This window comes from Pseudomonas mandelii, from assembly GCF_024138395.1.
In the GTDB taxonomy this organism is placed as follows: domain Bacteria; phylum Pseudomonadota; class Gammaproteobacteria; order Pseudomonadales; family Pseudomonadaceae; genus Aquipseudomonas; species Aquipseudomonas mandelii_E.
In genome coordinates this window covers 84,194-102,834 of the sequence record NZ_JAMYDU010000019.1, presented here as the reverse complement: position 1 = coordinate 102,834, position 18,641 = coordinate 84,194, and the positions used below count along the sequence as shown (strand labels likewise).

Here is an 18,641-nt window from a genome sequence, read left to right as displayed (position 1 = left end):
CAAGCGGAGCAGATGGTGCGGGAGGCAATCTTGATCTACAACCAGGAGCGTCCGCACCTATCCCTGAAATACAAAACGCCCGATGCGGTGCATCGGGCGTTAGGGTGAAACAGGTGTAAACCTATTTCAGGACTAGACACGCTATAAAGTCAAAAGATCGCAGCCTGCGGCAGCTCCTGCAAGGGATCGCATCACACACGAATCCTCTGTAGGAGCTGCCGCCGGCTGCGATCTTTTGATCTACCTGCCTTTTTACCGGGTACCGCCGTCAGACATGCTCGCTTTTCGCATGCATCACCCGCGGCTCTGCATGCCCATGCTCTGCCTCCACCACCGGGATCTCATTCCCGTCGCAGTCACGCAGCTTGCCTTCGCTGAAGTAATCCCCTTCCCGCAACGCCGCCAGATCCTGATAACGCAAGACTCGCTCGGTACCGGCTGCAAACACCGATTGTTGATCCGAGTTGCCGGCAGTGAGGTGGTTGAAGGCCAGGTTCAGCATGATAGCCATGATCGCCGAGGAGCTGATGCCCGAGTGGAAGATCGTCGCGAACCAGCTAGGGAATTGGTCGTAGAAGCTCGGTGCGGCGATGGGGATCATGCCAAAACCGATCGAAGTGGCGACGATGATCAGGTTGACGTTGTTGCGGTAGTCGACCTTGGACAGCGTCCGAATGCCGCTGGCCGCTACGGTGCCGAACAGTACGATGCCGGCACCGCCGAGGACGGAGGTCGGTACAGCGGCGATGACCCGGCCCATGAAGGGCAGCAATCCGAGGACCACCAGGAACACACCGCCGGTGGCCACCACGAAACGGCTCTTGATCCCGGTTACCGCCACCAGCCCGACGTTCTGGGCGAAGGCGCTTTGGGTGAAGGAGCCGAAGATCGGCGCGATCATACTCGACAGCATGTCCGCACGCAGGCCATTGCCCAAGCGTTTGGAGTCGACTTTGGTGTCGATGATTTCACCGACGGCCAGAATATCGGCCGAGGTTTCCACCAGGGTCACCATGATCACGATGCACATCGACAAGATCGCGGCGAAGTGGAAGGTGGGCATGCCGAAATGGAACGGTGCCGGGAAGCCAAACATCGGGCCCTGGGTGACGGACGAGAAATCCGCCATGCCGAGGAACACGGCGATGACTGTGCCGATGACCATGGCCAAGAGGATCGACAAACGGGAGATGGTCGCACTGCCGATCTTGCTCAGTAGCAGCACCAGCACCAGTGTCACCGCCGCCAGACCAATGTTCGCCATGCTGCCGAAGTCTGGCGCATGGCTGTTGCCACCCATGGCCCAGCGCGCGGCCACCGGCATTAGCGTCAGGCCGATAGTGGTAATCACAATGCCGGTTACCAGCGGCGGAAAGAACTTGGTAATCCGTGAGAACACCGGCGTGATCAGCAAACCGATCAGCGACGCGGCAATCACCGCCCCGAGAATCGACTGAAAGCCACCCTCCCCGCCACTGCCGACAATCGCCACCATGGTCGCAACGCCAGAGAACGATACGCCCTGCACCAGCGGCAACTGACAACCGAAAAACGGTAAACCCAGGGTCTGCAGCAGTGTCGCCAGCCCCCCTGCAAACAATGAAGCAGCAATCAACAAACCGATGTCCGCCGGCGAAAGCCCGGCCGCCTGGCCGATGATCAAAGGTACCGCGACAATACCGCCATACATGGTTAGAACGTGTTGCAAGCCATAAGCCATATTCGCGCCGATCCCGAGATTTTCATCCTCAGGCCGCTGGAGTGAAACATGGGGCGTTTTCATGGTTGGGGGGTTCCCTGGTTTTTTGTTGTGCGCACACTGTATTCAATAGTCAGGACAAATGTCTATAGAGTTGTATACAACTATCCAGTCAGATTATGGACATGTGTTCATGCCGCCCTACCCATGGCGCCTCCAGCCCAAAACTCTTGTAATACATCCTTCCTGCCCTTTCTCTCCCCACCGCTAATCTTTTGCTTTCCAAGCGACCGCCGGCACGGCCGCCCCTCGCTTATACATATAAAGTATGCATAATGAAGTCATTCGAAATTCAGTATCACAAGGCAAAGAACGCGGCCAACAAACTAAAGCATCAAGGCGTCAGCCTCGCCGAAACAGAACCCGTGTTTCATGACGAACGAGCCCTGACGCTACAGGACAACCACCACGATGAGCAGCGATGGATCATCATCGGGCTGGATGCCAAAGGTCGTTTGCTGGTCGTTGCATACACCTACCGCGACCCGAATTTCGTGCGAATCATTTCCGCGCGCATCGCCACTAAAAACGAGCGTCGCCACTACATGGAGGCTTGACCGATGAAAGATGAATACGACTTCAGCAATGCCAAGCGTGGAGCGGTTGCCTCCAGCAAAGGAAAGACCCGAATCACCATCATGCTCGATGATGTCGTCATAGAGACCGCGCGCTCTCTCGCAGAAACCGAGGGGTATGGCTACCAGACGGTGATCAACAACACTTTGCGCCAGGCCTTGCTCAGCGATAAAGGCAAAGCGGCGAAGCCCGATCAGAACACGGCTGTTGCCCATGTCGGGCACCTCAAAAAAGGCCTCACCGCCTCCGAGCTGAAAAGCCTGGAGAAAAAATTGTCAGAAGCCCTCAGCGAAATCCATCATGTGATGGAGCTTGAAGTTCGTTCCTAGACACAACACACAATCAAAAGAAAAAAGGGCGAATTGATCAAATCCGCCCCTTTGTTTGAGACTTAATTTGCCTGCGAGACAGGCTCAATCAACCGTTCAAGTACTCGCTTTAATGCCTCATGCGCCGGCACCCGAATCCCGAATTCACTTTCCAGTAACCCGATCAACTCCTCAACGTCCGCCACCTGCCGCCGTTCGCTCTCGCTGCCTATGTGATGAATGGCAAAACTGCCGTTGTTCAACGTCCGCCGCCATCCCTCCCCCGTCCGCGCCACCATCAGTTGTTTCACGAAGGACGATTCGGGATGGGTCGAGACGTACCAGTTGCCCAGGGTGTAATCAATGTCTTCCTGACGCTGCAGATCGAAGATGTACATCGCCCGCCATTCACCGCCAACGTTGGCGCGCAAGGTGTAGCCATCGGCGTGCGATTCGATGCGATAGGGTTCGTGGGGGGTGAATTGCTCGGCTTCGGTATCCAGCATCAGCGGTGCGGTGGGCACCATGCCGCCGAAGCCAACGTCAGTGATGTAGCGCACGCCGTCGAGGGTCACCAGACTCAAGCGGTGGGTGCGGGCAGTCCATGCGCCTTCAGACTGGCCCATGACCACGCGACCGGTGATGCCACGTGCGTCGAAGCCCAGTGTCTGAAGCAACGCCAGGAACAGGTTGTTGAGTTCGTAGCAGTAACCACCGCGACCGTCGTGCAGGACTTTCTGCTCTATGGAGGGCAGATCAATGAGCACCGGTTCGCCCAATAACGTGGTGAGGTTTTCGAACGGGAAGACACCCGTGTGGCGCAGTTGCAATTGGCGCAGGGTTTCCAGGGTCGGCGCCGGGGGCGCGTCGAAGCCCAGGCGTTGCAGGTACAACGCCATATTCGTCAGTCGTGTCTCGCTCATCGCTCAATCCTTTATGCAGAGGTCCGCGGATCGCTCCGCCGATGGGCGCCATGTATAAGGGAAAACACGGTCGGACTGACAATTGATTTAGCCAATCGCCGCACGCGCCAAGACTATCGACGCTTGCGCGAACCCAATCGAATCCATGTTGGCGCATGATCGCTGGCATGAGGTTCGTTACGAACCCAGGCATCGACGCCGGCCTCTTGCAGGTAAGGACTCAGTGCCGGATTGAGCAGCAGATGATCGATGCGCAATCCCGAGTTTTTCTGCCAGTGCTGCCGGAAATAATCCCAGAACGTGTAGATACGCTCCTCTGGATACAGATGACGCAGGGCATCGGTCCAGCCCTGATCCAGCAAACGCTGATAACACGCGCGACTCTCGGGTTGCAGCAGCGCGTCCTTGAGCCAGGAGCGCGGGTTGTAGATGTCCAGATCGGTGGGCACCACGTTGTAGTCACCGGCCAGCACCACCGGATGGTCGCTGCTCTGAAGCTCCTTGGCGTGCGAGATCAGACGCTCGAACCACGCCAGTTTGTAATCGAACTTTGGTCCCGGCTGCGGATTGCCATTGGGCAGGTACAGACAGCCCACCAGAACCCCATGCACGGCAGCTTCTACGTAGCGGCTATGGGTATCGTTGTCATCACCCGGCAAACCCCGTCGGCTTTCCAGCGGTTGCGCATCGCGCGCCAGAATCGCCACCCCATTCCACGACACCTGGCCGTGCCAGACGGCGCCATACCCGGCCGCTTCCAGCTCAGCCACGGGGAACGCTCCATCCACCGACTTGAGTTCTTGCAAACAGGCGATGTCTGGCTGCTCCCGCGCAAGCCAGGCCAGTAGATTCGGCAACCGGGCGCGCATGCCGTTGACATTGAAGGTAGCGATTTTCAGGTTCTTCATGATCCGACGCTCGCAACGGATGGGCGGTATCCAGTTGTGACCGGAATGCGCCCCGGCAGTTGCCGTGACGCACGAAACAGGCGACTAAAGGTGCGTGCCCTGCGGCGGAAAATCATCCCTTGATGCCTTGAGCAATGGCAGCAGAGCATACTTGTCCACCGGCCGACTGAGGTAGAACCCCTGCACTTCATGGCACTGGTCCGAGATCAGGAAGTCCAGTTGCTCCAGCGTCTCGACGCCCTCTGCGGTGACGGTCAGGCCCATGGCTTTGCCCAGATTGATGATCGCCTGCACCACGGCGCGGTCATTACTGCCGTTGCTCATGGACGCAATGAAGCGCTTGTCGATCTTGATCCCGTCGAACGGATACGTGCGCAGGTAACCCAGCGAAGAATAACCGGTGCCGAAGTCGTCCATGTTCAACCGCACGCCCAACTCCTTGAGCGCATTCATGGTCGCCAAGGCGCCATCGACATCGATGAGCATCACGTTTTCAGTGATCTCCAGCTCCAGCCGACTGGCGGGCAAGCGGGTCTGGATCAACACTTCCCGGACGTCCTCGATCACATCGCTACGGGCAAACTGCACCGGCGACAGGTTGACCGAGACCATCATCGCACCGGGCCAGGTCAAAGCCGTCTCGCAGGCCTCGCGCAACACCCAGCGCCCTAACGGCACGATCAGATCGGTCTGCTCGGCCAATGGAATAAACGCGTCGGGACTCAACAAGCCTTGCACCGGATGCTGCCAGCGCAGCAGCGCTTCAACCGAGACAATCTGCTTGCCATCGACGTGATAACGCGGCTGGTAATGCATCACGAATTCGTTGTGCTTGATCGCCTGACGCAGGTCGTTTTCCAGTTGCCGGCGGTGCTGGATCTGATCGTTCATGTGCGCGGCAAAATAGCACCAGGTTTTCTTGCCATCGGATTTGGCCTGATACAACGCGATATCGGCACAGCGAATCAGCTCCTCCGGAAGATGCCCCTGGCGCCGGCTCAGGGCGACACCGATGCTCGCGCCAATGTGCAGCGTGTGGTGATCGTGATGGATCGGTTGATGCAAGCTGTCGAGCAAGCGCTCGCAAAACCGGTCGATTTCCGCGTGGCTGTCCATGCCGTGGAGCACCAGCACGAACTCATCGCCACCTAATCGGGCAACCAGATCGATGTCCCGCGTGCACTCGCGCAAACGAATGGCAACCTCCAGCAATACCGCATCGCCGGCCGGGTGGCCGAGGGAATCGTTGATCGGCTTGAAGTTATCCAGATCGATCATCAACAACGTCAACGCCGTCGATTGCTCTTTCAATGCCAGCGCATCTTCCAGGTAGCGCGCCAGTTTGTTGCGATTCGGCAGGCCGGTCAGGGCATCGTGCATCGACAGATGCTGGATCTGCGCATGGGCGGCGACTTCATCGGTGATGTCGTTGGCCGTCCCGCGAAAACCCAGTACCGCGCCCTTGCGCTGGATCGGTCGCGCCGACACTCGGCACACTCGCTGTTGCCCCGATTGATCACGGTAGGAACAGCGCAAATGACTGACGGCCTGCTCTTCATCGAGTTTATTCAGCCACAGCGACAGGGGCGTGGTTTCGCAATTGAGCAGTTGCCCGATGTTCTGCCCCAGCCATTGCTGATCGGAAAATCCGGTGACGGTACTGAAGCGCCCCGACAGATAAGTGATGCAGTGCTGGTCGTCGATTTCCCAGATCCAGTCGGACGCGGCTTCGGCCACCGCACGAAAACGTTCTTCACTGGCCTCCAGCGCCTGATTCGACAAGTCGAGACTGGTGTAACTCGCATCCACATGCCCGGACGTACGCAGGACATATCGAAAGAAGTAAGCCGTCAACAGCGCCAGAATCAACAGCGCCCCACCCAGTGGCGGCAGCAACGACCAGAGCAATTGATGACCCGGCTGCTCGAGCCGGGAGACCAGGCTGTAACCGGTGCCGGTCAGGGCGACGGCGGGCTGACCCGGAACAATGGCGTCGTCGGCCGTCAGGCTCAAATCATTCAGCCCGTAATCGGCGCTCAAGGTAGTGAGCTTTTCAGGGTTCAACTGGTCGACGTAGATCAGCACCGAGGTGCTCTTGGGATCGACCGCCGGGCGTTCGTCATTGGGCACGATCGCGGCCGCCGTCAACAGCGCCGGTTTGCCTTCGAACAAGGTGTATCGGCTGACGGGCTCGATGAGGCTTTCCTGACTTTGAACCTCGTCTATCAGCGTCGCCATCGAGGTCGACAGATAGGTTGTCGCCTGATCCTGAATCAGCAGCCCGCGCACCGTGGCGTATTTGGTTCGCTGACCATCGATGACGAAAACCCCGTCGTAGTGATCGATAGTGAACAGGGTTTTACCCAGGTTCTGCTCGACGTAGGCCCATTGCACATCGACCTTGTCGTTCAGATGGTCGTAGGCGGTCGTCCAGTTGGCGTAACTGGCAATGTAGTTTTTCGAGGCGGTGATGCGGTTCTCAAGTGCGCGTTGCGTGTAGAACGTGGTTTTGCTCAGATCCTGGGCATCGAGCCGTGCGGCAATGCTGAACAGAGCCATCAGCGCGATCAACACCCCAACCACAAACAGCACGCCGATGACGAACATCAGGTTGCGAGTAATCGGTGTATGACGAGCAGGTGCGGCGGTGGTAACGGCAGTCAAATCCATGCACTTGATCCTGTCGATCGGTCGCCTTATCGGGTGAGGCCGGCGGGGTCTAGTCTGTCGTCATGACAGCCAGGCTCTTCACTGACCATAGCAGCCATGCTCGGTCACCGCCCCTGAATAACGCAAGTCATTGCCGCACTTGAAGAACCGATCACAAGCTCATTGCCATCCCCCCACCACTTGTCATCCAACCGGCACCAATCGCCCCGCCATTGCACCAATATCAAATAACGGCTCATTTTGCGGAGATGTACCCTGATGAATATCACCGCTCTGTTATTGATCGGGTTGCTGTCCACTGCATCTGCCAACCTCTTTACGGCAGCCGAAGACGCGGCAGACGCCACCGGCACAAAGTCTGGCAGCATCAGCGGCTCGACGATGCCACCCGACAACACCCCCGGCTCACCTGCGGGTGGGACAAGTTCGGACACCCATGGCAGCAGCGGAACGGGCACCGATGGCGGGGCCAGCGGTTCCGGCTCGGGTGCCGGAGGCGGTACGGGATCTGCCGGTGGTGGCACTGGCGGTGCTGGCGGTGGGACGGGCAGTTCGACGCATAAAAGCAATCCATGAGCTAATGCAGTCAGTTACGCCGTATGCATCTGTAGCAGCTGGCGAAGCCTGCGTTCGGCTGCGAAGCAGTCGTGAATCCGGCTAATGCGGTCTGCTTGACGTAGTGCAAGATATGATTTTACGACTGCTTCGCAGCCGAACGCAGCCTCGCTGGGGCTCGACAGCTACTACGGCCGAACGCACACTTTTGGCAGCTGCTACAGAGTATGCGTCGTTTAGACGAAGGAAAACTTCAGCGGTCCGAGCGCATCAGCGCCTCGACGCCCCCTTCCATCGACAACACCGCCGAACGATTTCGCCCCGAATGCTTGGCCTGGTACAGCGCCGCATCCGCGCGTTTGATCAACATTTCGGTGCTGTCATGTCCCGTTGGCACAAACGAATAACAGCCGAGACTGACCGTGACATAGCCCGTGGGTGAACCGCTGTGGGTGATGTTCTTGTCCATGACACTGCGGCGGATCTGCTCGGCGATTGTCAGCGCGCCATGGATCTCGGTATCCGGCAGCAACACCGCGAACTCTTCACCGCCGTAGCGCACCGCCAGATCGGCTTTGCGGTGACAGCAACTCTTCAATGCCCGCGCCACTTCGGCCAGACAATGGTCCCCGGCCACATGACCGTAGGTGTCGTTATAGCGCTTGAAATAATCGATATCGAGCATGATCAGGCTCAGCGGACTCGACCGCCGGGCACCGCGCCCGAACTCGATCTCCAGCGCCCGCTCGAACAATCGACGGTTGGCCAACCCGGTCAGGCTGTCGTGCGTAGCGATCAATTCCAGGGTTTTCTGCGCCTTGCGCAAATCCGCCTCGATGCGCTCGCCCGCACGCACCTGATGAACGAACACCCAACCGAACAACCCCACGCCGAGGACGGCCAGAGCGACGATCACACTGGATCGAATCGCCGTGTCGTACCAGTCCTGGAGGATCGCGTCTTTAGAGGATGCCGCCGCGACCACCACTGGATAGGCATCGAGCTGACGGTAGCCATACAACCGAACGATGCCATCCACCACCGAGCCGATCATGGCGTTGCCCGACGTCGCGCTGGGCAAGAGCGTTTGAAAGATCTCGCCCTGGGCCAATGACGTGCCGATCTGCGACTCCACAAACGGCCGTCGCGCCAGCAGTGTCCCATCGGTCAACCCCAAAAACATCGCACCCTGGTCATCGATGCTGAAGCTTTTGAAGAACTGATCGAAGTACGACATCTTGATCCCGGCGAGCAATACGCCCTGAAAATCGCCGTTCTTGTCGTTTATCCGCTTGGAAACCGGAATGATCCACTCGCCATTTTCCCGACTGCGAATCGCCGGGCCGATGTGTGCCAGGGACGAGATGTTCTGCTGGTGAAACATGAAATAATCACGATCCGCCACACCTGGGCCACGAGGCAGATTTTCGAACGATGTCACGACCCATTGTCCCCGCTTGTCGAACAGAAATATTCCGTGCAACTGATGCAGCGCCTGCACCCGCCGCGCGAAGGTTTTCTGCAAGCGCGGCATCTGGACAGACTCGAAACCATCAGCCTGAATCCAGTCCACCAGACTGGTCAGCACCAGATCGGCTTTCATGAAGGTGTCTTCGGCCTGCTGTGCCATGGCCCGGGTCAGGTTCGACGAAGACACCTCGGCCAACGCCAGATCGTGCCGACGCGACTGCTCCAGTTGCAGGTAAAGCAACCCACAGAGGCAGAGGCACACCGCCGCAATAAACAGCACCGCAGCTTTAAGCAGAGGCAGCCGCTTCAAGGCACCGTCGGGCGCATGGTGCGGATCGGGAAAGGGGATAGGCAAAAGCGAGTCCTGAACGGGTAAGGCATGGGCAAGGCCCAAAACCCTTATTTTTTGGGAGCTTAGTCTACGGGGTTGTGCGGGGTAAACGGAGAGTTGGGGGATAAATGGTTGTGACGTTATGCCTGAAATGCGAAAACCGTCTCTGCTAGGATGAAAAATCTCAGAAGACCATCGGCTTCCGTGCCTGCCCCATTCCGTTTACCCAAGGAGGAAAAACATGAGCGCTGCGCACCACCCTGCACCCATCGATACTGTTGTGTTCGATCTCGGCAATGTCCTTATCCGCTGGAACCCCAGAAACCTTTACCGAAAGCTGTTCGGTGAAGACCTGGAGGCCATGGAAATTTTTCTGTCAGAGGTCTGCCATACCGCCTGGAACGAACAACAGGATCAAGGCAGAACCTGGCAGGAGGCGATTGAGGAAGCCATCGCCCGACATCCGTCCCAGGAGGCATTGATTCGCGCCTATCGCGAGCGCTGGGAAGAAATGCTCGATGGCGCCATAGAAGAGACGGTGAACATCCTCGATGAACTGCATGCCAAAGGTGTGAGGTTATTGGCTCTGACCAACTGGTCCGCCGAAACCTTTCCGATTGCCCTTGAGCGCTTTGAGTTCTTGCAGAGATTCGAAGGCATTCTGGTGTCGGGTGCCGAGGGGATTATCAAGCCTTCGCCGGAGATTTTTCAGTTACTGCTCTCGCGGTTCGACGTTGATAGCCGCCGCGCGGTGTTCATCGATGATCATGCGCCGAACATTGCAGGAGCACGCCGGGAGGGATTTCATGCGGTTCAGTTCTTTAGCCCGGAACAATTGCGCGAGGAACTGATGACGCTTGGGTTGCCAGTCAAGCCGCAATGCTATCTGTAGCAGCTGGCGGAGCCTGCGTTCGGCTGCGTAGCAGTCGTAAAATCGGCAACTGCGGTGCGTCAGGCGGACCGCGTTAGTCGGATTCACGACTGCTTCGCAGCCGAACGCAGCCTTCGGCAGCTGCTACATGGAAGTGCATCGCGGCTGAAATTGCTTAACTGGCTGGCATTAGCCCTTAGGGGGTGCCCATTTCCTTCAAGACCATAGCGACAACCAATCCATCACCGCGAAGGCGGAACCCGGATATCCCCCGCCCGGCACTGCGTCTTCACGCCTTTCCCGCACGCGCCAAACCCCAGGTCCTTGCCCATGCATACCCGCACTTCCGACAGTTCCGGGCCATTGCAGATCACGGCAATGCCATTGGCCGGAATACCGGGATTGCTTTGGCGGAACATCTGCGCGATTTCCTGGGCTTCGAAGTAATACGAGTTGGTAAACGGTTGCAGCTTCTGCGGGATCTTGACCGCACCGAGCGCCTTGTCGGACGCGTCCAGGTAACCCATGGCGCCGAGGCCGCTGCATGTACCGTGCTTGGCCCATTCGTGATCGAGTAGCTTCTGGGTCGGGAACAAGGTCAGGCCTTTGGCGTTTTCCGCCGGCGACAAGGTCACCCTCGGCGGGCAAGACTCCGGCCAGCCGCCCTTGGCGTATTGCGGCCAGAGACCGTGAAGCACGAAGCCGTAGCCTTTACCGGAACATTGCGCATCGTCTTGGTGGGTCAGGCAGAAGGTCGGCGACCAGGAGAGCGTCAGCAAGTAGTAATCGAACACCCCCGCGACCGATTCCGCCTGGACTTTACCGCTCTGGGTTTCGCGGGCACTGCTCGGACCGATGTTGCCGAAGGTCAGCGCGATCAGCGCGACAATTGCGTAAAATTTCTTCATTACCCACTCCTTGGGATGATTTGATTTGGCCGTAAAGGGCCGAAGAATGGTTTTGTCACGCGGGTGTTTCAATCGCATGACGCAAGGCAAAACCGCATTATCTTGAAGGAGCTACGATTAACTGACATCACGACAGGAAATCGAAATGAGTAAAGCAGACGAGCTCGCCGAGAAGCTGAAACAATCCCGGCAAACCAGTGCCGACGCGACCATCGCCGATCAGGCTATCGACAGCTGGCCCGCCCAGGTCTACGAGTTGTATCACCAGATCGAAGCCTGGCTGCAGCCACTGATCGAAGTGGGTCTGAAGCTACGACGCAATTCCACTCATGTGTTCGAGAGGGCGCCGGACGGGGCGAGTTACGATTACGCCATCGACCAATTGCTGATCGAAGGCAACCACCACGGCATCACCTTCGATCCCGTCGCCCGCTTCACCGCCGATGGTGCCGGGCGGATCGAAATACGCTCGGCAGACAAGGAACTCGCCCATCTATTGCGAACCGTGACCGAACACGGCAAGACGCAGTGGTGGCTGCAGGCGATCGAGCAATCCGTACAACAACCGGATGCGATCGCACTGACGGAACATAATCTGCTGCTGGCAATACAAGAAGGCCTGGGGCTTTAAAGCTTGTTCCGCCCCACCGCCATCGAGGGAGGCGCCGCTCGCCTCCCGTCCAGCGTTGGCCGTTCCAAAGGCAGATTCAGTGCCCGCAACACCGGCTTATCGTACCCATACACATCGGGTTTGAACGTCACTCGCCCATCAAGGCTCAGGTCCACCGTCCAATAGGCCAACAACACCGGCACTTTTACGGGAAGCCTGATGTTTTCTGTCTTGCCGTTGGCTAACTGCTTTTGAATCCCTGCGCTGTCCCAGCGAATCGGGTCATTGAACAACAGCTCCACTAATTGCAGCGGGTTTTCCACCCGAATACAGCCGGAACTGGTCGCGCGATTGGATTGCGCAAACAACTCGCGATGCGGTGTGTCGTGCAGATAAATCGCATAGTCATTGGGAAAGCGAATGACCACCTGCCCCAGCGAGTTATCCGACCCTGCATCCTGGCGCAGCGTAAGGCCGCGCGGGTTGTCCCAATCCACGGTCGACGGGTCGAGCACGTTGCCTTCTCGATCGATCACACGAATCCGGTTTGCATCGAGATAGCCAGGATTGTTGCGAATCTTCGGCAGCATGTCCTTGACCAGAATGGTCGGCGGCACGGTCCAGGTCGGGTTGAACGTGATGTAGGTGATCTCCGATTGAAAAATCGGCGTGCTGCGATACGGTTTACCCACCTGCACCCGGGAGCGCCATATCAGCTTGCCATCGCGATAGAACGAAACCTTGTACCCGGCGATGTCGACGATGACAAAGGTGCCCTGAAGTTTGTACAGCAGCCACCGCGCCCGCTCCATGTTCACGCGGACCTGGTCGATTCGCGCTTCGACCGGCACATTCAGCGCCGCGAGTGTCGCCGGCCCGGCCACACCATCCGCCCCGAGGTATTGCTCGGCCTGATACTTCTTCACCGCCGCAGTGACGGTGTCGTCATAGTCAGAGCGCGCGTTCATTTTCGCGGTCAGATAACCACCCGCTACCAAACGGGCTCGCAATTGCGCAACCGAGGCGTCGTCCATGCCGGGTCTGAGCGTCTGCCCTTCCGGGATCTTTGGCCAGCCGCCACTGTCGCGAACCCTGCGCAGTTGCGCCAAGCCCTGTCGCAACGTGCCATAAATCGCTTCTTGTGGCGGCGCCTGGGCGAACGCGCGCGCGACGTCATGGCTGTCGAGAGCGGCGAAGAACAGATTGACGTCCTCCCGAGGGTCGATGCCGAGCGGGTCGAAATTCCAATGGATGTCCAGCCGCGAAGGATCGACCTTGCCGCGCCGCAACTGCAGCAGCGCCGTGATAAACGTCTGGGTCGCCGCGATATCAAAAGCTGCCTGTTGCCCGGGGGTTGGCGCTGTTGTCTGCATCGACGTTCTGGCCGTGACCAGTTCGGCAATTCGAAAATCCGCAGGGTCCAGGCCATCGACCTCGGTATTGCTCAGGCTTTTCAACAACTGGACGACATCGTCATCGTCCGTCCAGGCAGCGCGATAGCCACGATGGCTATAAAAATCCAGCACGGCTCGGTTAATGTCGACCCGTTGATGACGCGGCGAGGTGATCAATGGGGGAAATGCCGAACTCAATGGCGCCAGTGCCGCCTGAATCGCCTGAGCGACGTAATCGCCAGGCGCTGCCTCCGCGACCACGCTAACGGGAGATGACGGCTCAATCGGCGAAGTTTGCGCAACCGCCATGCCGCTTATCAGAAAGCCCATAAAAAATATGCGGCTTATGACGAATAACCTTGTTAATTGCCCCATGGATAATCCTTAATCTCCCGTTTTCAACCGGCTAGCGTCGTGCGCGCTGCTAGACTCGAAACAATCAGATGAGACTTGCGTATGGCCCCAGACCGCTTCGGCTTCTTAATAACGGCCCTGTTGCTGACCGCGTGTACCTTTCCGGCAGCCTCCGCCGATTCGCTTGAAGCCGCGCTGATCAAAGCGGCCCCGAATGCCAACGCCAAGGTAATTGCCTTGGCCGTACGCGCCTCCCAATGTAGCCGGGCTCAAAGCGCAGCCCCGGCTCAAAGACTAGCAGTCATCGATTATTCCCTGCCCTCGACCGCGCAGCGTCTTTGGGTGTTCGACCTTAAACAACGCAAATTGTTGTTCCACGAACTGGTCGCCCACGGTCGCAACAGCGGCGAAAACATGGCCCGCCAGTTCTCCAACCGCAATGCCAGCTTCGCCACCAGTCTGGGTTTGTACCGAACCCAGTCCAGCTATGTCGGGCAGAACGGTTATTCGTTGCGCATGGAAGGTCTGGAACCGGGTTTCAACGACAACGCTTTCGAGCGAGCGATCGTCATTCATGGCGCGCCGTATGTCAGCCCGGACCTGGCGCGGGCGAATGGCCGGATCGGCAGAAGCCTGGGTTGCCCGGCTGTGAGGCCTGCGATTGCGCATCAACTGATCGACTCGATGAAGGATGGGCAGTTGTTGTTTTCTTACTATCCGGATCAGCGCTGGTTGAAGTCTTCTTCGTACATCAATTGCGGTAGCGCTACCGTGGCGGACTCGTCCAAGCCGAGTAGAAGTCGCTAAAACGGTGTGAAACTGTCAAAACTGTAATCTTGGCCTCAGCCTGCTGAAAGGCGCCGCCCGTTAGCCTCGTCTTATAGAAGCTCTCTCCCTCCGCTCAGGGCGCACGTGAGGGCTTCATCAGGCTGACGGACGGGAAAACGGCATGCATTCCAATACCTCAAGACGCACCTTCGTGAAGGGCCTCGCCGCCGGCGGAGTCCTCACTGGCCTCGGGCTGTGGCGCACGCCGGTCTGGGCGGTCACCAGCCCCGGCGAACCCAATGTGCTGGCCGGTACCGAGTTCGACCTGTTCATCGGCGAAACCCCGGTCAACATCACCGGCAACCCTCGCACGGCGATGGCCATCAATGGCGGCATTCCCGGCCCGCTGCTGCGCTGGCGTGAAGGCGACACCGTCACGCTGCGGGTGAAGAACAAACTCAAGGACAGTACCTCCATTCACTGGCACGGCATCTTGCTGCCCGCCAACATGGACGGCGTGCCGGGCCTGAGTTTTCACGGCATCGAGCCGGATGGCATGTACGTCTACCAGTTCAAGGTCCGGCAGAACGGCACTTACTGGTATCACAGCCATTCGGGCTTTCAGGAACAGTCCGGGGTTTACGGGCCATTGGTGATCGACGCCAGGGAACCGGAGCCTTTCCAGTACGACCGCGACTATATAGTGATGCTCACCGACTGGACTGACGAAGATGCGGTCGGCCTGATGAAGACGCTGAAAAAGCAGTCCGATTACTACAACTACCACAAGCGCACCGTGGGCGACTTCATCCACGACGTCAGCGAGAAAGGTTGGGGCTCGACGGTTGCCGATCGCAAGATGTGGGCCGAGATGAAGATGAACCCCACCGATCTGGCCGACGTCAGTGGCGCCACTTACACCTACTTGATGAACGGCCAGGCGCCGAACATGAACTGGACTGGCGTGTTCCGCCCCGGCGAAAAGCTGCGACTGCGTTTCATCAACGGCTCGTCCATGACCTACTTCGACGTGCGCATCCCCGGCCTGAAAATGACCGTGGTCGCGGCGGATGGCCAACACGTCAAACCGGTGAGCGTCGATGAGTTCCGCATCGCGGTGGCGGAGACGTTCGATGTGATCGTCGAACCGACCCAGGACGCCTACACCCTGTTCGCGCAATCGATGGATCGAACGGGTTATGCGCGAGGCACCCTGGCGGTGAAGGCCGGGTTATCGGCGCCGGTTCCTCCGCTGGATCCGCGACCGCTGGTGACCATGGATGACATGGGCATGGGCGGGATGGATCACGGCAGCATGGGCGGCGACATGGCGGGAATGGATCACAGCAGCATGGCCGGTATGCAATCCCATCCCGATACGGAAAAAGACAACCCGCTGGTGGACATGCAAGCCATGACCACCTCGCCGAAACTCGACGACCCGGGCCTTGGCCTGCGCGACAACGGCCGTCGCGTGCTGACTTACTCCGACCTGCGCAGCACCTTCGAAGACCCGGACGGCCGCGAGCCCGGCCGCACCCTCGAGCTGCACCTCACCAGCCACATGGAGAAGTTCGCCTGGTCGTTCAACGGCGTGAAATTCTCCGATGCCGAACCGCTGCACCTCAAATACGGCGAGCGCATCCGGGTGGTGCTGGTGAACGACACGATGATGACTCACCCCATTCACCTGCACGGTATGTGGAGCGACCTCGAAGACGAGAACGGCCAGTTCATGGTGCGCAAACACACCATCGACATGCCGCCGGGATCAAAGCGCAGCTACCGGGTCACCGCCGACGCGCTCGGCCGCTGGGCCTATCACTGCCATCTCCTGTACCACATGGAAATGGGCATGTTCCGTGAAGTTCGCGTGGAAGAATGAGGCGCTACCCATGACCAGATTGATTCGCTCTACCCGCCTCGCTTTGGCACTCGCAGGCTTCACGGTTTCTTCGGCCATGGCCGCCACCGACGACATGCAGGGCATGGACCATAGCCAGATGCCGGGCATGGATCACAGCCAAATGCAGAGCATGGACGACGGCCAGATGCAGCCCGCCGCGCCGACCCAAAGCCGCACGCCCATTCCCGCATTGACCGATGCCGACCGCGCCGCCGTCTACGTCAGCCCCACCGGCCACGCCGTGCATGACACCGCGCTCAACTATTACTTCCTCGCCGACAAACTCGAATGGCAGGACGCCGATGACGGCAGCGCGTTGGCGTGGGATCTGTCCGGGTGGATCGGTGGCGACATCGATCGCCTGTGGTTGCGCTCCGAAGGCGAACGCGTCAATGGCAAAACCGAAGACGCCGAAGTCCAGGCCCTCTGGGGCCATGCCATTTCCCCTTGGTGGGACGTGGTGACCGGCGTTCGCCAGGATTTCAAACCCGGCGCCCCGCAAACCTGGGCCGCGTTCGGCGTGCAAGGCATGGCGCTGTACAACTTCGAAACCGAGGCCACCGCCTTCATCGGCGAAGGTGGTCAGACCGCCGCACGCCTGGAAGGCGACTACGACATCCTGCTCACCAACCGACTGATTTTGCAGCCGACCGCCGAGCTCAACGTCTACGGCAAAAACGACCCGCAACGGGGCATCGGCTCCGGGTTGTCCAACACCGAAGCCGGCCTGCGATTGCGCTATGAAATCCGCCGGGAATTCGCGCCCTATATCGGCGTGACCTGGAACCGCACCTACGGCAAAACCGCCGACTACGCCAGGGACGAAGGCGAGGACCGCAGCGAAGCCCGTCTCGTGCTCGGCGTTCGGCTGTGGTTCTAAACGCTTCAACTCAAAAACCTGAAAACCAACCGCTTAAAGCGGAAAGAGGCCTTGCATGCGCATGATTAAAACTACCGCTGTTGTCGTCGGGCTGCTCATGAGCGCACTGGCTCAAGCCCACCCAAAACTGCTCTCCTCCACCCCGGCCGAAGGCGCGAACGGCGCAGCGCCAAACAAGATCGAACTGCATTTCTCCAAAAACCTCGTGACCCAGTTCTCCGGCGCCAAACTGGTCATGACCGAAATGCCCGGCATGGCCCATGCCCCCATGCCGATGAAGGCCAAGGTCTCCGGCGGCAGCGACCCGAAAACCATGGTCATCACCCCGCTCTCGCCATTGCCCACCGGCAGCTACAAAGTCGAATGGCGCGCCGTGTCTTCGGACACTCACCCGATAACCGGCAACGTTACGTTCAAAGTGAAGTGATTGATGAGCGACTCGGTCAGCATTGCCCTGCGCTTTGCGTTGTATATGGATTTGATGCTGTTGTTTGGGTTGGCGCTTTTTGGGCTGTACAGCCTTAAAGGGCAGGAACGGGAGTCGGGAGCGGTGTTGCCGTTCCGGTCGATATTGGCGGGGACGACAGTGCTGGGTGCAGTGTTGTCCGTTGCCAGCATGCTGATGATGGCGAGTGCCATGAGCGGCGAATCGGACTTCGCCGAGCTGCGTCCGCACATCGAAATGATGGTGTTTGAAACGGACGTCGGGTTGGCCTGTGTGGTTCGCATTGTTGCGCTAGTCGTCGCTGGTTTAGCGGTGATGCTCTGTGCGCCTGGTTTCAGTTTATGGGTCGCGTCTTTTGCCGGCGGTATCGCCCTCGCCAGCCTGGCCTGGAGCGGGCACGGGGCGATGGATGAAGGTAGCCGTCGTTATTGGCATTTCGTGGTGGATATTCTGCACTTGCTGGCGGCTGGGGCATGGGTTGGGGCATTGGTAGCGTTTGCGTTGATGGCGAAGATTAATGCGCTAAAAACTGAAGCGCGCATCCGATTATTGACCCGCGCGGTTAATCGGTTTGAGGTGATTGGCGCGGTCATCGTGGTGGTCGTCGCGGTGACGGGGATTGTGAATTATCTGTTCATCGTCGGGCCGAAACTGGATGAGGTTTTTCTCAGCACTTATGGGGTTTTACTGTTCATCAAAGTGGTGCTGTTTGCCGGGATGCTCGTGCTCGCCGCGCTGAACCGGTTTCACCTTGGACCGTTTCTGGAGCGGTCGTTGCGGGATGGGCAATACACGGTCGCCGCCAATGCGTTGCGGCGTAGCGTGATGGTGGAATTGGCGGCAGCGGTGTTGATTGTGGGGTTAGTGGCTTGGTTGGGGACATTGAGTCCGGAAATTGGTACTTAAATCATACCTACCGCAGCCACACATATCGGCAATTGGCCTCGTGGGTTCTGGTGGATGAAAAAACCCGAATTTGGTCGCGATTTCGGAATATAGGGACCG

The 18,641-nt window shown here is 58.6% G+C and carries 18 protein-coding genes; 11 read left to right on the top strand and 7 right to left on the bottom strand.

Annotated features, from left to right (window positions below; genetic code table 11):
• The coding region (locus NHU87_RS22435; protein ID WP_253552599.1) for an integrase core domain-containing protein at positions 1-108 on the top strand (108 nt) is incomplete at its 5' end.
• Between the two features lie 160 nt (positions 109-268).
• Here the strand turns inward: NHU87_RS22435 and NHU87_RS22430 are convergent.
• Positions 269-1,783: a nucleobase:cation symporter-2 family protein gene (locus NHU87_RS22430; RefSeq protein WP_253552597.1), complete on the bottom strand. Its 1,515-nt coding sequence runs from the start codon at positions 1,781-1,783 to the stop codon at positions 269-271.
• Positions 1,784-2,034: 251 nt separating this feature from the next.
• On the opposite strand from NHU87_RS22430, the gene NHU87_RS22425 reads away from it, so the two are divergent.
• Entirely contained in the window at positions 2,035-2,316 is a 282-nt protein-coding gene (locus NHU87_RS22425) for a BrnT family toxin (RefSeq protein ID WP_253552596.1), read from the top strand.
• Positions 2,317-2,319: 3 nt separating this feature from the next.
• On the top strand, positions 2,320-2,664 hold the full coding sequence (locus NHU87_RS22420; RefSeq protein ID WP_253552595.1) for a BrnA antitoxin family protein: 345 nt from the start codon (positions 2,320-2,322) through the stop codon (positions 2,662-2,664).
• Between the two features lie 62 nt (positions 2,665-2,726).
• Here the strand turns inward: NHU87_RS22420 and NHU87_RS22415 are convergent, their stop codons facing one another.
• The 3 genes from NHU87_RS22415 to NHU87_RS22405 form a co-directional block, all read right to left on the bottom strand.
• Entirely contained in the window at positions 2,727-3,566 is an 840-nt protein-coding gene (locus tag NHU87_RS22415; protein ID WP_253552594.1) for an arylamine N-acetyltransferase family protein, read from the bottom strand.
• A gap of 113 nt (positions 3,567-3,679) precedes the next feature.
• Positions 3,680-4,474: an exodeoxyribonuclease III gene (gene xth, locus NHU87_RS22410; protein ID WP_253552592.1), complete on the bottom strand. Its 795-nt coding sequence runs from the start codon at positions 4,472-4,474 to the stop codon at positions 3,680-3,682.
• 84 nt (positions 4,475-4,558) lie between these two features.
• A complete protein-coding gene (locus NHU87_RS22405) occupies positions 4,559-7,144 on the bottom strand; it encodes a bifunctional diguanylate cyclase/phosphodiesterase (protein WP_253552590.1) in 2,586 nt (861 codons plus the stop codon).
• Between the two features lie 258 nt (positions 7,145-7,402).
• On the opposite strand from NHU87_RS22405, the gene NHU87_RS22400 reads away from it, so the two are divergent.
• Complete coding sequence (locus NHU87_RS22400) at positions 7,403-7,720, top strand: hypothetical protein (RefSeq protein WP_253552588.1); 318 nt, start codon at positions 7,403-7,405, stop codon at positions 7,718-7,720.
• Positions 7,721-7,952: 232 nt separating this feature from the next.
• Here NHU87_RS22400 and NHU87_RS22395 read toward each other — a convergent pair whose 3' ends face one another.
• The gene (locus NHU87_RS22395) at positions 7,953-9,524 is read right to left on the bottom strand and encodes a sensor domain-containing diguanylate cyclase (protein ID WP_253552587.1); all 1,572 of its coding nucleotides are present in this window, start codon (positions 9,522-9,524) and stop codon (positions 7,953-7,955) included.
• Positions 9,525-9,741: 217 nt separating this feature from the next.
• Between NHU87_RS22395 and NHU87_RS22390 the strand changes: the two genes are divergently transcribed.
• On the top strand, positions 9,742-10,392 hold the full coding sequence (locus NHU87_RS22390; RefSeq protein ID WP_253552586.1) for an HAD family hydrolase: 651 nt from the start codon (positions 9,742-9,744) through the stop codon (positions 10,390-10,392).
• Positions 10,393-10,613: 221 nt separating this feature from the next.
• Here the strand turns inward: NHU87_RS22390 and NHU87_RS22385 are convergent, their stop codons facing one another.
• A complete protein-coding gene (locus tag NHU87_RS22385) occupies positions 10,614-11,279 on the bottom strand; it encodes a ribonuclease T2 (protein WP_253552585.1) in 666 nt (221 codons plus the stop codon).
• Positions 11,280-11,424: 145 nt separating this feature from the next.
• On the opposite strand from NHU87_RS22385, the gene NHU87_RS22380 reads away from it, so the two are divergent.
• Positions 11,425-11,910 (top strand): hypothetical protein, encoded by a 486-nt coding sequence (locus NHU87_RS22380; RefSeq protein WP_253552584.1) that lies wholly within the window; start codon positions 11,425-11,427, stop codon positions 11,908-11,910.
• Here the strand turns inward: NHU87_RS22380 and NHU87_RS22375 are convergent.
• A complete protein-coding gene (locus NHU87_RS22375) occupies positions 11,907-13,658 on the bottom strand; it encodes a L,D-transpeptidase family protein (protein ID WP_253552583.1) in 1,752 nt (583 codons plus the stop codon). The genes NHU87_RS22380 and NHU87_RS22375 overlap by 4 nt on opposite strands.
• An 81-nt stretch (positions 13,659-13,739) precedes the next feature.
• Here NHU87_RS22375 and NHU87_RS22370 point away from each other — a divergent pair, with 81 nt between their 5' ends.
• The 5 genes from NHU87_RS22370 (at position 13,740) to copD (ending at position 18,542) form a co-directional block, all read left to right on the top strand.
• Positions 13,740-14,444: a murein L,D-transpeptidase catalytic domain family protein gene (locus tag NHU87_RS22370; protein ID WP_253552580.1), complete on the top strand. Its 705-nt coding sequence runs from the start codon at positions 13,740-13,742 to the stop codon at positions 14,442-14,444.
• Between the two features lie 142 nt (positions 14,445-14,586).
• Entirely contained in the window at positions 14,587-16,290 is a 1,704-nt protein-coding gene (locus NHU87_RS22365; protein ID WP_253552578.1) for a copper resistance system multicopper oxidase, read from the top strand.
• A 10-nt stretch (positions 16,291-16,300) separates the two neighbouring features.
• On the top strand, positions 16,301-17,191 hold the full coding sequence (locus tag NHU87_RS22360) for a copper resistance protein B (RefSeq protein WP_253552576.1): 891 nt from the start codon (positions 16,301-16,303) through the stop codon (positions 17,189-17,191).
• 55 nt (positions 17,192-17,246) lie between these two features.
• Positions 17,247-17,618 (top strand): copper homeostasis periplasmic binding protein CopC, encoded by a 372-nt coding sequence (copC, locus tag NHU87_RS22355; protein ID WP_253552574.1) that lies wholly within the window; start codon positions 17,247-17,249, stop codon positions 17,616-17,618.
• 3 nt (positions 17,619-17,621) lie between these two features.
• Entirely contained in the window at positions 17,622-18,542 is a 921-nt protein-coding gene (copD, locus tag NHU87_RS22350; protein WP_253552572.1) for a copper homeostasis membrane protein CopD, read from the top strand.
• The last annotated feature ends 99 nt before the right edge of the window (positions 18,543-18,641 follow it).

Coding starts and splice junctions, on each gene's coding strand:
- NHU87_RS22370 (WP_253552580.1), top strand. CDS start 13,740: ATGGCCCCAGACCGCTTCGGCTTCTTAATAACGGCCCTGTTGCTGACC.
- NHU87_RS22415 (WP_253552594.1), bottom strand. CDS start 3,566: ATGAGCGAGACACGACTGACGAATATGGCGTTGTACCTGCAACGCCTG.
- NHU87_RS22360 (WP_253552576.1), top strand. CDS start 16,301: ATGACCAGATTGATTCGCTCTACCCGCCTCGCTTTGGCACTCGCAGGC.
- NHU87_RS22365 (WP_253552578.1), top strand. CDS start 14,587: ATGCATTCCAATACCTCAAGACGCACCTTCGTGAAGGGCCTCGCCGCC.
- NHU87_RS22425 (WP_253552596.1), top strand. CDS start 2,035: ATGAAGTCATTCGAAATTCAGTATCACAAGGCAAAGAACGCGGCCAAC.
- copC (WP_253552574.1), top strand. CDS start 17,247: ATGCGCATGATTAAAACTACCGCTGTTGTCGTCGGGCTGCTCATGAGC.
- NHU87_RS22405 (WP_253552590.1), bottom strand. CDS start 7,144: ATGGATTTGACTGCCGTTACCACCGCCGCACCTGCTCGTCATACACCG.
- NHU87_RS22375 (WP_253552583.1), bottom strand. CDS start 13,658: ATGGGGCAATTAACAAGGTTATTCGTCATAAGCCGCATATTTTTTATG.
- NHU87_RS22400 (WP_253552588.1), top strand. CDS start 7,403: ATGAATATCACCGCTCTGTTATTGATCGGGTTGCTGTCCACTGCATCT.
- copD (WP_253552572.1), top strand. CDS start 17,622: ATGAGCGACTCGGTCAGCATTGCCCTGCGCTTTGCGTTGTATATGGAT.
- NHU87_RS22430 (WP_253552597.1), bottom strand. CDS start 1,783: ATGAAAACGCCCCATGTTTCACTCCAGCGGCCTGAGGATGAAAATCTC.
- NHU87_RS22390 (WP_253552586.1), top strand. CDS start 9,742: ATGAGCGCTGCGCACCACCCTGCACCCATCGATACTGTTGTGTTCGAT.
- xth (WP_253552592.1), bottom strand. CDS start 4,474: ATGAAGAACCTGAAAATCGCTACCTTCAATGTCAACGGCATGCGCGCC.
- NHU87_RS22385 (WP_253552585.1), bottom strand. CDS start 11,279: ATGAAGAAATTTTACGCAATTGTCGCGCTGATCGCGCTGACCTTCGGC.
- NHU87_RS22380 (WP_253552584.1), top strand. CDS start 11,425: ATGAGTAAAGCAGACGAGCTCGCCGAGAAGCTGAAACAATCCCGGCAA.
- NHU87_RS22420 (WP_253552595.1), top strand. CDS start 2,320: ATGAAAGATGAATACGACTTCAGCAATGCCAAGCGTGGAGCGGTTGCC.